Source organism: Ruegeria sp. AB6 (genome assembly GCF_056542685.1).
Genome location: NZ_JBQGAD010000002.1, coordinates 283,074 through 296,160 on the forward strand (window position 1 = coordinate 283,074; position 13,087 = coordinate 296,160).

The following is a 13,087-nucleotide window of genomic DNA, read 5'->3' on the forward strand; positions in this document are numbered from 1 at the left end:
CAATCAGACCCCGAAAACGGGGCGTGAACGAGGCAGAGAGTGGCGGTATCTCATGACTGAGATGGTGTATGGCGCGGTCCAGGACACGCGCGGCGAACCGATTCTACCAAAGTGGTGGCGCACGATTGATCGCTGGACCATGTCCTGCGTTTTGATCCTGTTTGTCATTGGCTTGTTGCTGGGGCTGGCTTCATCGCCGCCGCTGGCTGGGCGCAACGGGTTCGATCCGTTCCACTATGTCGAACGGCAGGCGCTCTTTGGCGGGTTGGCGCTGGTGGCGATGCTGTTGACCTCGATGATGTCGCCCACACTGGTGCGACGTTTGGCGGTACTGGGTTTTCTGGGCGCGTTTGTGGCGCTGGCTTTCCTGCCGGTCTTCGGGACCGATTTCGGCAAGGGCGCGGTGCGCTGGTATTCGCTGGGATTTGCCTCGCTGCAACCTTCTGAGTTCCTGAAACCCGGCTTCATCGTTGTCGCCGCGTGGCTGCTGGCGGCTTCGCAAGAGATCAATGGCCCGCCGGGGCGATTGTGGTCGTTCGCGCTTTGTATGGCGATTGTGGCGATGCTGGTACTTCAACCGGATTTCGGGCAGGCCTGCCTTATCCTGTTTGGCTGGGGCGTGATGTATTTCGTGGCCGGTGCGCCGATGCTGCTTCTGGTGGGCATGGCGGGGGCCGTAGTGCTGGGCGGAATGCTGGCCTATTCCAACTCGGAGCACTTTGCCCGCCGCATTGACGGTTTCCTGAACCAAGAGGTCGATCCGACCACGCAGCTTGGCTATGCCACCAACGCGATCCGCGAAGGCGGTCTGTTCGGCGTTGGCGTGGGGGAGGGGCAGGTGAAGTGGTCCTTGCCCGATGCGCATACCGATTTCATCATCGCTGTCGCGGCCGAGGAATATGGGCTGATCCTGGTGCTGATCATCATCGCGCTTTATTCGCTGATCGTCGTGCGCTCGCTGCTGCGGTTGATGCGCGAGCGTGACATGTTCATCCGTCTGGCAGGCACCGGTCTGGCCTGCATGTTCGGCGTTCAGGCGATGATCAACATGGGTGTGGCGGTGCGTTTGTTGCCCGCCAAGGGCATGACGCTGCCGTTCGTCAGCTACGGCGGCTCGTCCCTGATTGCGGGCGGCATCGCCGTGGGCATGTTGCTGGCCTTCACCCGAACCCGCCCGCAGGGTGAGCTGGGTGACATTCTACGCGGTCGCGGCTGATGCCTTATCTTTTGATCGCGGCAGGCGGCACCGGGGGGCACATGTTCCCCGCGCAGGCGCTGGCCGAGGCGATGCTGCAGAAAGGCTGGCGCGTGCGCCTGTCCACTGATGCGCGCGGTGCGCGCTATACCGGCGGATTTCCCCATTCGACCGAGATTGTCGAGGCGACTTCGGCCACCTTCGCGCGTGGCGGGCTGGCGGCCAAGGCGCTGGTCGGGCCAAAGATTGCGGGCGGCGTAACCAGCATGGCGATGCAAATGATGCGCGACCGCCCGGATGTGGTGGTTGGCTTCGGTGGCTATCCTTCGATCCCGGCGCTGGGGGCAGCGACGCTGTTGACCGTTCCGCGCATGATCCATGAGCAGAACGGCGTGTTGGGGCGGGTCAACCAGCTGTTTGCCAAGCGCGTGGCGCAGGTGGCCTGCGGGGTCTGGCCCACGGATTTGCCCGACGGCGCAAAGGGCGTCCATACCGGCAACCCGGTGCGCGGCGCGGTGCTGGAACGTGCCGCGGCAGGCTATATCCCGCCCGGAGACTACCCGATGTCAGTTCTGGTGATGGGTGGCAGCCAGGGTGCGCGTATCCTCAGTGATGTGGTGCCCGGCGCGCTTGCGGCGCTGCCGGAAGACCTGCGCGACCATATCCGCGTGGCCCATCAGGCCCGCGATGAAGATGGTGAACGTGTCACCGCCTTTTACGCTGACCATGGCATCCGGGCCGAGGTTCTGCCCTTTTTCGATGACGTCCCCCGGCGGATGTCGGATGCGCAGTTGGTGATCAGCCGCTCGGGCGCGTCCAGTGTGGCCGATATCTCGGTCATCGGGCGGCCCTCAATCCTTGTCCCCTTTGCCGCCGCTGCGGGCGACCATCAAACCGCCAATGCGCGCGGGCTAGTGCAGGCGGGCGGCGCGATCATGATCCCCGAAAACCTGCTTGACGTTGCCGCGCTGACCGAGCAAATCACTGCCGTTCTGAAAAACCCCGAGGCCGCACAAAAGATGGCCCGTGCCGCCCTATCGACCGGAGCCCCGGACGCGACCGAGCGTTTGGTTCACCTTGTCGAAGAGCTGGCGCAGAAGGAGACCACATGAATCCAGCCACCAAACTGCCGCAAGACGTAGGGCCGATCCATTTCGTTGGTATCGGCGGGATCGGGATGTCGGGGATTGCCGAGGTGCTGTTGAACCTGGGCTACCGGGTGCAGGGCTCGGACCTGAAAGCGTCCAAGATCACCGACCGTCTGGCCGGGCTGGGGGCCGAGATTTTCGTGGGCCAACGCGCAGAAAACCTTGAAAACGCAGCCGTCGTTGTGGTCTCTACAGCGATTAAACCGGGCAACCCGGAACTGGATGGCGCCCGCGCGCAGGGCCTGCCGGTTGTGCGCCGCGCCGATATGCTGGCCGAGCTGATGCGCCTGAAATCCAACATCGCCATCGCCGGCACCCACGGCAAGACCACCACGACCACCATGATGGCCGAGTTGATGGTGGCCGGTGATTTCGATCCAACCGTGATCAATGGCGGCATCATCCATGCCTATGGGTCCAACGCGCGGATGGGACAGGGTGAATGGATGGTGGTCGAGGCCGACGAATCCGACGGCTCGTTCAATCGCCTGCCTGCAACCATTGCCATCGTCACCAATATCGACCCCGAGCATATGGAGCATTGGGGTGATTTCGACCGGCTGCGGGATGGCTTTTATGAGTTCGTCTCGAACCTGCCGTTCTATGGTCTGGCCGTGTGCTGTACCGACCATGCCGAGGTGCAGACGCTGGTGGGTCGCATCAGCGACCGCCGGGTGCGCACCTATGGGTTCAACGCGCAGGCTGATGTGCGGGCCGTGAACCTGACTTATAAGGGCGGTGTCGCGCATTTCGATATCCACCTGCAATACGAAGACACGGTGATCCAAGGCTGCACCTTGCCCATGCCCGGCGACCACAATGTTTCGAACGCTTTGTCCGCCGTGGCCGTTGCCCGCCATCTGGGCATGAAAACCGCTGAAATCCGCGATGCGCTGGCCAATTTCGGTGGCGTCAATCGCCGCTTTACCAAGGTCGGCGAGGTCGATGGTGTTACCATCATCGACGACTATGGCCACCACCCGGTTGAGATTGCCGCCGTGCTGAAAGCCGCGCGCCAAGCCAGCGATGGGCGTGTGATCGCCGTTCACCAACCGCACCGCTATTCGCGCCTGTCGAACCTGTTCGAGGATTTCTGCACCTGTTTCAACGACGCCGACGTGGTCGCAATCGCTGATATTTTCGCTGCGGGTGAAGACCCGATCGAGGGCGCATCCCGCGATGATCTGGTGCAGGGCCTGATCCGCCACGGTCACCGCCACGCCCGTGCTCTGCTGGATGAAAACGATCTGGAACGTTTGGTCCGCGAACAAGCTCGCCCCGGTGACATGGTCGTTTGCCTCGGGGCCGGGACAATCAGCGCCTGGGCCAACAGTTTGCCGGACCGTTTGCAACGTAAACAAGCTGTGTGACGCAGGGAACCAACTTGACGCTCGACTGCTTTGAGCGTTTGCAGCCGCGAAACAACGTCCTCGGAGGGGCGCATGGTAAATTCAGTGGTGTTTGCGGGACTTTGGGTGATTGCCTCGACCATCGTGGCGATGTTGCCGTTGCGTCTGCAGTTTCCGCCCGGCGTTGTGCTGTTCGTCAGTGCCCCCGCGCTGATCGTCTGGTTGGGCCATGATTTCGGCTGGTTCGTTTCAGTGCTGGCCTTCGCGGGGTTTGCATCCATGTTCCGTAGACCGATCCGCCACTACTGGCACCGTTGGACCGGGCAGGAGGTTCAGGAATGAATTGGTCAATCGCTCTGGCTGCGTTGTGGGGAATCGCCGCGAATGTGCTGGCGATGATCCCCAGCAAAGACAACCACTGGACCCGCGCCTATGTCCTGATTGCGGTGGGGATTCCGATATTGGGCTATGTCACCTTGCAGAACGGCCCGTGGATCGGACTGTTGGTGCTGGCGATGGGTATGTCCGTGCTGCGCTGGCCGGTGATTTATCTGGGGCGTTGGATACGTCGGATGCTCGGTTCGGCTCAGTGACAGATACGGCTTGCGCGGAGGAAGTAAATCCGCGAAGGAACCCGAATGACATCTCTTCCAGAACCCCGTGGCAAGCTGACCCAGAACCGAGCGTTGAATGACCTGACATGGCTTCGTGTCGGCGGTCCAGCAGATTACTTGTTCCAACCTGCGGATATCGACGATCTGAAAGGGTTTCTGCGCGACCTGCCCGCAGATTTCGACGTGTTCCCCATGGGTGTTGGGTCAAACTTGATCGTCCGGGATGGCGGCTTGCGCGCCGTGGTGATCCGGCTAGGGCGCGGGTTCAACGGGATCGAGATCGCAGGTAACACCGTTACAGCGGGTGCCGCGGCGCTGGATGCACATGTGGCGCGCAAGGCGGCAGATGCGGGCGTGGACCTCACGTTTTTGCGGACCATTCCGGGCTCGGTCGGTGGGGCGGTGCGGATGAACGCGGGCTGCTATGGCAGCTACACGGCGGATGTGTTGCGCAGAGCCACAATTGTCACGCGCCAGGGCGAGGTCGTGGACCTGACGCCGCAGGACCTGAACTTCCGCTATCGCCAGTCGGATTTGCCCGATGGGGCGGTGCTGATTTCGGCCACGTTCGAGGGGCCCGCGGGTGATCCACAAGCGCTGCATGACCGGATGGCGGCGCAATTGCAAAAACGCGATGAGACCCAACCCACCAAAGACCGCAGCGCAGGTTCGACCTTTCGCAACCCGGCTGGGTTTTCCTCGACCGGACGGGCGGATGACGTGCACGATCTGAAGGCGTGGAAAGTGATCGACGATGCCGGAATGCGCGGGGCCACCAAAGGTGGCGCGCAGATGAGCGAGAAGCACTCGAATTTCCTGATCAACACTGGCGGTGCCACTGCCGCCGACCTCGAAGGTCTGGGCGAAGAGGTGCGAAAAAAGGTTTACGAAACAAGCGGCATCACGCTAGAGTGGGAAATCATGCGGGTCGGAGATCCGTTGAAAGAATAAAGCCCCAGCCGTCAGACCAAAACAGGCAAATTCAGGCGACGGATCAAAGGCATAAACGCAGTACGGACCACCACATAAGGTCCGGGGACATTGAGGCGCTAAGTGGGTAAGTCGAGCAGGACACACCCCAAAGTGGCGGTATTGATGGGCGGCCCCTCGGCGGAACGCGAGGTGTCTCTCAGCAGCGGGCGCGAATGCGCAGCCGCCCTTAGGGGAGAAGGCTTTGAAGTGGTCGAACTGGACGCGGGTCCCGACCTTTCTGCGCGCCTGTCGGAAATCAAGCCAGATGTGGTTTTCAACGCGCTGCATGGGCGCTGGGGCGAAGACGGCTGTGTGCAGGGCTTGTTGGAATGGATGCGCCTTCCGTACACGCATTCCGGGGTGCTGGCCTCGGCCTTGGCGATGGACAAACAACGCAGCAAAGAGATCTACCAGACCGAAGGCTTGCCGATCGTTCCCAGCGTGATCCTACCCAAGCAACAGGTCGCGGTATCCCATGTGATGGAGCCGCCCTATGTGGCCAAACCGAACAACGAAGGCTCCAGCGTGGGTATCTACATTGTCCATGAAGGCGCAAACTGCCCTCCACGCCTGTCCGAGGATATGCCAGATCATGTGATGGTCGAGAAATACGTGGCGGGCCGCGAGCTGACCGTGACCGTGATGGGCGACCGCGCCTTGACCGTGACCGAGATCATGACCAATGGCGGCTGGTATGACTATGACGCCAAGTACAAGCCCGGCGGCTCGTGGCACGTCCTGCCTGCCGACATCCCGCAGGACATCTTTGACCGCTGCATGGACTATGCACTGAAGGCTCATAATGCCTTGGGGTGTCGGGGTGTCAGCCGCACCGACTACCGCTGGGATGACAGCATGGGTGCGGACGGTCTGTTCCTGTTGGAAACCAACACCCAGCCGGGCATGACACCGACCTCGCTGGTGCCCGAACAGGCCGAGCATTGCGGCATGAGTTTCGGACAGCTTTGCGCCTGGATGGTGGAGGACGCCTCATGCGACCGCTAAGAGCCACCCGTGCCCCCGTCATTCGTCGGACCACGCAGCCGTCCGGCCCTGATGCTGATTTTGCATCGGGCGAACGGCACGATACGCAGCCCAAGCTGCGGCTGGGCGGGGTTAAGCTGTTTGGCCGTAAATCGCAGAGGTTCGATCCGGCGCCATCGCGGCTGAGCTACCGGATACAACGTTGGATGCTGACACCGAGTATTCGGCGCGGGTTGAAGTACGGCCTGCCTGTGTTTGCAATCTGCGCGGCCACTACGCTCTATTTCAGTGCTGAAGATCGGCGCGAGGCGGTTGTGGCCTATGTCAACGACATCAAGACCTCGATCCAGCAGCGACCGGAATTCATGGTCAATCTGATGGCGATCGACGGGGCAGGGACCAACCTGTCCGAAGATATCCGCGAGGTCGTGCCGCTGGATTTCCCGATCAGTTCCTGGGATCTGGATGCCGAACAGATCCGCGACACGATTACCGGGCTTGATCCGGTTAAATCCGCCACCGTTCGGATCCGCCCCGGCGGTATCTTGCAGGTGGATGTGGTCGAGCGTCAGCCCGTCGTGGTTTGGCGCACCCGCAGCGGGACCGAGTTGCTGGACGAAACCGGCGCACATGTGGAACGAATCACCTCGCGCAAGGATCATGCGCATCTGCCACTAATTGCAGGTAAAGGCGCGGATGCGCATGTCGACGAGGCACTGCAACTTCTGACAACCGCCCGCAGCCTTGGTGCGCGTGTGCGCGGGTTGGTACGCATAGGCGAGCGCCGCTGGGATTTGGTTCTGGATCGCGGCCAGCGCATCATGTTGCCCACCGAACGTCCCGTGCGTGCGCTGGAGCATGTGTTGGCGGTGAACGAAGTGCAGGACCTGTTGGAACGTGACGTGGCCGTTGTGGACATGCGCCTCGGCCAGCGTCCGACGATACGAATGACCAAAGCCGCCAGCGACGACTGGTGGGGTACTAAAACCGATGTGAGTAGCAGGCAGTAACGACCATGATGACCGATCTTTATCAGTCCCAACGGGCCATGCGGCAGATGCGCAGGCAGGCAATGCAGCGCGGTGTCGTGGCCATTCTGGATGTTGGCAGCTCGAAGATTTCCTGCCTTGTGCTGCGGTTCGACGGTGCTGGTCGTCTGCATGAAGATAGCGGGATCGGGTCACTGGCCGGCCAGACCGGGTTCCGGGTGATCGGCGCGGCGACGACTCGGTCGCGTGGGGTGCAATTCGGTGAAGTCACCGCGATGCAGGAAACCGAACGGGCCATTCGAACCGCCCTGCAAGCGGCGCAGAAAATGGCCGAGATCCGTGTTGATCACGTCATTGCCTGTTTTTCGGGCGCGAATCCTCGGTCCTACGGTCTGGATGCGCAGGTCGATCTGGAAGGGCAGGTGGTCAGCGAGGCCGAGGTCGGTCGGGTGCTGAACGCCTGCGATGTCCCCGACTATGGTGCCGGCCGCGAAGTGTTGCACGCGCAGCCTGTGAATTTTGCCTTGGACAACCGCTCGGGTTTGATTGATCCGCGTGGCCAGATGGGGCAGTCGCTGGCCGTCGATATGCATATGCTGACCGTGGATGCGGTTGCGATCCAGAACATCGTGCGCTGCATAAAGCGGTGTGACTTGGAACTGGCAGGGATCGCGAACTCGGCCTATGTGTCGGGGATTTCTGCACTGGTCGAGGATGAGCAAGAGCTCGGCGCGGCCTGTATTGACATGGGTGGCGGTACCACCAGCGTGTCTATCTTTATGAAAAAGCACATGATTTTCGCCGATTGCGTGCGCATGGGTGGGGATCACGTGACCAGCGATATCTCGATGGGTCTTGGCGTGCCTGCGAATGTGGCCGAACGGATCAAGACCTTCAACGGCGGTGTTCACGCGACCGGGGCAGATGACCGCGACCTGATCGACATCGGTGGCGATACCGGCGATTGGGAACATGACCGCCGCACCGTCAGCCGGGCCGAGTTGATCGGCATCATGCGTCCCCGAGTCGAAGAAATCCTCGAGGAAGTCCGCATTCGTCTGGACGCCGCTGGGTTCGACCATCTGCCTAGCCAACAGATCGTTCTAACCGGTGGCGGTAGTCAGATCATGGGGCTGGATGGGCTGGCGACTCGAATTCTGGGCCAGCGCGTGCGTTTGGGCCGCCCATTGCGCGTACACGGCTTGCCGCAATCAGCGACGGGGCCAGGATTCTCATCCGTGGTGGGGCTCAGCCTGTTTGCGGCGCATCCGCAGGATGAATGGTGGGATTTCGAGATTCCCGTCGATACCTATGCCGCACGCCCGTTCAAACGCGCCGTGCGCTGGTTCCGTGACAATTGGTAAACTCCTGATCGCGGCGCTGGTTGCCGCGATTCCGGCGTCTGTCCGCGCGCAGACCCTGATAACGCCCGAGGCGTTTCTGGATGCAGTGCAAGGCAAGACGGTCCGATTCCATCTTCTGCCCGGCGGTGACCCGGTCGGTACCGAAGAGTTCCTGAGTCCGACTCTCTCAGTCTGGCGGATGGAAGGTAGGGGTTGTGTCTACGGTCAGATTACCACCCCAGATGGTAAGATTTGTTTCCTATATGACGACGATCCTGATGGCCTCCCCGTGTGTTGGTGGCCGTTTGTCTACAATGATCGTCTGATGGTGCGTTTGGCGGACATTACGAACGGTGAAATTCAAGAGGTGCGTAGTATCTCGGACGACAGCTTAAGTTGTCCAAGTACTCCTATTGGTTGAAGAATTCCCTTGCGGAGAGGCGTCGAATCCCGCAAGATATCCACAAGGCCCGTCAGAGGCCCAATGCGAGGACCCGAGCAGGTTTCCGCACCCTAAAAAACGATTGAATCGCAGTCCGCGCATCCGCCTGCGGCCCTCGGGCAAGGGGTATGTTTTGTGTTGGATTGAGTTCATTCCGCAACATCTGGCAAACAATACGAAATACCGGCGGATTATGCCTTAATTCCTCCATATTTTGTGGAGTCTGACGATTTTTGGCGTGACCTTTGCGGTTTCGGTCGGTAGGGTTGTTTAAGGATAGGTAAGAAAAACACCGCGTTGGCGGAGCATATAAACAGGCGGACAGAAGCATGACATTGAATCTTTCGATGCCCGGGCACGATGAACTGAAGCCTCGGATTACGGTATTTGGCGTAGGCGGCGCAGGTGGTAACGCCGTCAATAATATGATTGAAAAAGAGTTGGATGGCGTGGATTTCGTCGTCGCCAACACAGACGCGCAAGCATTGCAGCAAAGCCAATCCTCGGCGCGCGTGCAGCTTGGCGTGAAGGTCACCGAAGGTCTGGGGGCAGGGGCGCGCCCGACCGTTGGCGCAGCCGCCGCCGAAGAGAGCATCGAGCAGATCGTCGATCATCTGGCAGGCGCGCATATGTGCTTCATCACCGCCGGTATGGGCGGCGGCACCGGTACGGGTGCGGCTCCGATCATCGCGCAGGCCGCGCGTGAGCTGGGCGTTTTGACGGTGGGTGTTGTGACCAAACCCTTCCAGTTCGAAGGCGCCAAGCGGATGCGTCAGGCCGAAGACGGTGTTGAGGCGCTGCAAAAGGTTGTCGACACGCTGATCATTATCCCGAACCAGAACCTGTTCCGTCTGGCGAATGAAAAGACAACATTCACCGAGGCATTCTCGATGGCCGATGACGTTCTGTATCAGGGCGTTAAAGGCGTGACCGACCTGATGGTGCGTCCGGGCTTGATCAACCTCGATTTTGCCGATGTGCGCGCCGTGATGGACGAGATGGGCAAGGCGATGATGGGCACTGGCGAGGCCACCGGCGAAGATCGCGCGGTTCAGGCCGCCGAGAAGGCGATTGCCAACCCGTTGCTGGACGAGATCAGCCTCAGGGGTGCCAAAGGCGTGCTGATCAACATCACCGGCTCGCACGACCTGACCCTTTTCGAACTGGACGAAGCCGCCAACCGCATCCGCGAGGAAGTGGACCCCGAGGCCAACATCATCGTCGGCTCGACTCTGGATACCGCGATGGAAGGTGGCATGCGCGTGTCGGTCGTGGCCACTGGCATCGACGCCACTGAGAAATCCGAGGACGTGCCGGTTGCACGCCGTTCGATGTCGGCTCCACTGACCCGCACGGTTTCAGCAGAAGAAGAAGCGGCTGAAGAAGAAGCCCCGGCAGCGGTTGCCGAACCGGTCGAGGCCGAGCCCGTGCGTGAACCGTCGCTGTTCGAGGCGACAGAGGAGCCATCCGAGCCCCGTTTCCAACCTCAGGCTGAACAGGACGATGATGGCCTGCCGCCTCCGGCTTATCAGCCACGTGTCGCCGAATTCGAGCCGACGCCCGAGCCGGTCGAGCCTGCTCCGGAAAGCTATGCGCCGCAGCCTCAGCCTGCAGCAGGCACTCCGTCGCCCGAAGCATTGCAGCGTCTGCAAGCCGCTGTACAGAACGTCCCGACGGGGGATCGCAGCCATATGGCACCGCGTCCGCAACCCGCTCCGGCGCCGCAATCCGAGGCGGATCGCCCGCGGTTTGGCTTCAACCGTCTGATTGACCGGATGACCGGTCACGCGGCGGATACCCCGGCCCAACCGCAGCGTCAGCAGCCCGTGATGCGCCAGTCTGACGCCACGGCTCCGGCCCATGATCAGGCCGATCCCGAGCAGGAACGGATCGAAATTCCGGCCTTCTTGCGCCGTCAGGCGAACTGATCGCGGTAACAAAATACGTAGAAGGGGTCGCCTAGTGGCGGCCCTTTTTCGTTTCAAAACAACAATATACCCCGATGTAAGCAGGGTTTTGCCGATCTGTTACATTCATGTTTCATTCGGTTACAAAGAGTGAGTTGAGCCTTTCGCCTGCGTTCCTTAACTGAATGCCCAACACGGCCAAAGCAGGCCGGACACCACTCACCGAGGCCCACATTGCAACATACGCTCAAATCTCCGATCACGTTTACCGGTGTCGGGCTGCACAGCGGCAAGCCTGCAAACATGGTTCTCAAACCGGCAGCCGCCGGTCATGGCATCTGGTTCAAACGGACGGATATTGATCTGGGCAATGCGCTGATCCCTGCGATTTACGACGTGGTGGAGCGGACCCCGCTGTGTACGCGTCTGGTGAACGAGGCGGGTGTGTCGGTATCGACGGTCGAACATATCATGGCAGCGCTGGCGGGTTGTGGTGTTCACAACGCACTGATCGAGATTGACGGTCCCGAAGTGCCGATCATGGATGGGTCTTCGATCGAATTTGTACGCGGGATCATGACCAAAGGTGTGCGCCGTCAGGCCAGCCCGGTGTTGGCCTATGAGGTGCTCAAGCCCGTAACTGCCTCGCGTGAGGGGGCCAGTGCGTCGATTGCGCCTGCGGACGGTCTGATCATTGACTTCCACATCGACTTTGAAGATGGCGCCATTGGCCGTCAGACCAAAACGCTGGACATGCGCAACGGATCGTTTGCGCGGGAACTCAGCGATTGCCGCACCTTCTGCCGTCGCATAGATGTTGAAGCGATGCGCGAAAACGGTCTGGCCCTGGGTGGCACGCTAGAAAACGCCGTGGTGGTTCAGGGGAACGAGGTTCTGACGCCGGGCGGGTTCCGTCGCGCAGATGAGGCTGTGCGCCACAAGATGCTGGACGCGCTGGGGGATCTCTACCTCGCGGGCGGTCCGATTCTGGGTCGTTTCACCGGCGACAAGTCCGGCCACTCGTTGACCAACACATTGCTGCGCACCCTCTTCGAGACGCCAGGCGCAGTGCGACCGATCCTGTGCACGGCCGAACAAGCCGCGCGTTTGCCCGGTCAGGGCCTGATCTGGGACGAAATCCCGGCTGTCGCCTGATTGGATCAACTCTGCGTACAATTCCGGTGCTGGCTCTACTAAGGCGTTTTGCCCCGGAATTATATGTGCTAAACCAAGCCTAAATCCGGGGTTCGCTCCGACAAGTAATACAACAAGGATAGGCGGAATGGGTGGCACCAGGGCGGCGGTCAGATTCGCGGGCGCGATTCTTCTGACAGCAGTTTTGTCAGCATGTGGCGGCCAAGGGGCCGACCGCAGCCAGAACCTTGAGGGGTTTACCCCCGAGCAAATTTTTACACGCGGTGAGTTTGAGCTGTCGCAGAATCGCTCGGATGATGCGGCGTGGTATTTCTCGGAAGTCGAGCGTCTTTATCCCTATTCGGATTGGGCCAAGCGCGCGCTGATCATGCAGGCGTTCTCGTATCACTCTGACAAGAACTACGAAGAAAGCCGCGCAGCTGCGCAGCGCTTCATCGACTTCTATCCGGCGGATGAAGATGCGGCCTATGCGCAGTACCTTCTGGCGCTTAGTTATTATGATCAGATTGACGAGGTTGGGCGCGATCAGGGTCTGACCTTTCAGGCGTTGCAATCCCTGCGCACGGTGATCGAAGTCTATCCGGACAGCGAATACGCAACCTCTGCCGTTCTGAAATTCGATCTGGCCTTTGATCACCTGGCGGGCAAGGAGATGGAGATCGGGCGTTATTATCTGCGTCAGGATCACTATACGGCGGCAATCAACAGGTTCCGCGTTGTGGTCGAGGATTTCCAGACCACCTCTCATACCGCCGAGGCGCTTTATCGTCTGATCGAGTCCTACCTGTCCTTGGGGCTGGTGGATGAGGCGCAGTCGGCCGGTGCGATCCTTGGGTTCAACTACCGCTCGTCGGAATGGTATGATGCGGGCTACAAGCTGCTGACATCGCGTGGGCTGAAACCCAGAAGCCTGGGCAACAACTGGCTGAGCCAGATCTACCGCCAGACCGTCAAAGGTGAGTGGTTGTAATCGTCATGACGAACGGCGT

At 60.6% G+C, this 13,087-nt stretch carries 12 protein-coding genes; all 12 read left to right on the forward strand.

All coding sequences use genetic code 11. The annotated features are described in order from the left end of the window. Positions 1-52 precede the first annotated feature (52 nt). The 12 genes from ftsW to ACR0DB_RS05615 all read left to right on the forward strand — a co-directional run bounded on the left by ftsW (position 53) and on the right by ACR0DB_RS05615 (position 13,068). Positions 53-1,216, forward strand: a complete 1,164-nt coding sequence (ftsW, locus tag ACR0DB_RS05560; protein WP_170769212.1) for a putative lipid II flippase FtsW — start codon at positions 53-55, stop codon at positions 1,214-1,216. Then, positions 1,216-2,307 (forward strand): UDP-N-acetylglucosamine--N-acetylmuramyl-(pentapeptide) pyrophosphoryl-undecaprenol N-acetylglucosamine transferase, encoded by a 1,092-nt coding sequence (locus ACR0DB_RS05565; RefSeq protein ID WP_480549427.1) that lies wholly within the window; start codon positions 1,216-1,218, stop codon positions 2,305-2,307. The genes ftsW and ACR0DB_RS05565 overlap by 1 nt, the downstream gene beginning before the upstream one ends. After that, the gene (gene murC, locus ACR0DB_RS05570) at positions 2,304-3,713 is read left to right on the forward strand and encodes a UDP-N-acetylmuramate--L-alanine ligase (protein WP_480549429.1); all 1,410 of its coding nucleotides are present in this window, start codon (positions 2,304-2,306) and stop codon (positions 3,711-3,713) included. The genes ACR0DB_RS05565 and murC overlap by 4 nt, the downstream gene beginning before the upstream one ends. A gap of 72 nt (positions 3,714-3,785) precedes the next feature. Continuing rightward, positions 3,786-4,034 (forward strand): DUF2484 family protein, encoded by a 249-nt coding sequence (locus tag ACR0DB_RS05575; RefSeq protein ID WP_170769215.1) that lies wholly within the window; start codon positions 3,786-3,788, stop codon positions 4,032-4,034. Next, the gene (locus tag ACR0DB_RS05580; RefSeq protein ID WP_170784125.1) at positions 4,031-4,285 is read left to right on the forward strand and encodes a DUF2484 family protein; all 255 of its coding nucleotides are present in this window, start codon (positions 4,031-4,033) and stop codon (positions 4,283-4,285) included. Before ACR0DB_RS05575 ends, ACR0DB_RS05580 begins: the two co-directional genes overlap by 4 nt. A gap of 45 nt (positions 4,286-4,330) precedes the next feature. Next, complete coding sequence (gene murB, locus ACR0DB_RS05585) at positions 4,331-5,257, forward strand: UDP-N-acetylmuramate dehydrogenase (RefSeq protein WP_480549432.1); 927 nt, start codon at positions 4,331-4,333, stop codon at positions 5,255-5,257. A 102-nt stretch (positions 5,258-5,359) separates the two neighbouring features. After that, positions 5,360-6,283, forward strand: coding sequence for a D-alanine--D-alanine ligase (locus ACR0DB_RS05590; RefSeq protein ID WP_480549434.1), 924 nt, complete (start codon positions 5,360-5,362; stop codon positions 6,281-6,283). Continuing rightward, complete coding sequence (locus ACR0DB_RS05595; protein ID WP_480549436.1) at positions 6,271-7,272, forward strand: cell division protein FtsQ/DivIB; 1,002 nt, start codon at positions 6,271-6,273, stop codon at positions 7,270-7,272. The genes ACR0DB_RS05590 and ACR0DB_RS05595 overlap by 13 nt, the downstream gene beginning before the upstream one ends. Positions 7,273-7,280: 8 nt before the next feature. Continuing rightward, positions 7,281-8,615 carry a cell division protein FtsA gene (gene ftsA, locus ACR0DB_RS05600; RefSeq protein WP_170769828.1) on the forward strand — a complete coding sequence of 445 codons (1,335 nt, stop codon included), beginning with the start codon at positions 7,281-7,283 and terminating at the stop codon, positions 8,613-8,615. 750 nt (positions 8,616-9,365) lie between these two features. Then, on the forward strand, positions 9,366-10,964 hold the full coding sequence (ftsZ, locus tag ACR0DB_RS05605; protein ID WP_480549438.1) for a cell division protein FtsZ: 1,599 nt from the start codon (positions 9,366-9,368) through the stop codon (positions 10,962-10,964). Positions 10,965-11,177: 213 nt separating this feature from the next. Next, positions 11,178-12,098 (forward strand): UDP-3-O-acyl-N-acetylglucosamine deacetylase, encoded by a 921-nt coding sequence (gene lpxC, locus ACR0DB_RS05610; protein WP_170769222.1) that lies wholly within the window; start codon positions 11,178-11,180, stop codon positions 12,096-12,098. A gap of 127 nt (positions 12,099-12,225) precedes the next feature. Then, entirely contained in the window at positions 12,226-13,068 is an 843-nt protein-coding gene (locus ACR0DB_RS05615) for an outer membrane protein assembly factor BamD (RefSeq protein WP_170769223.1), read from the forward strand. Positions 13,069-13,087: the final 19 nt, after the last annotated feature.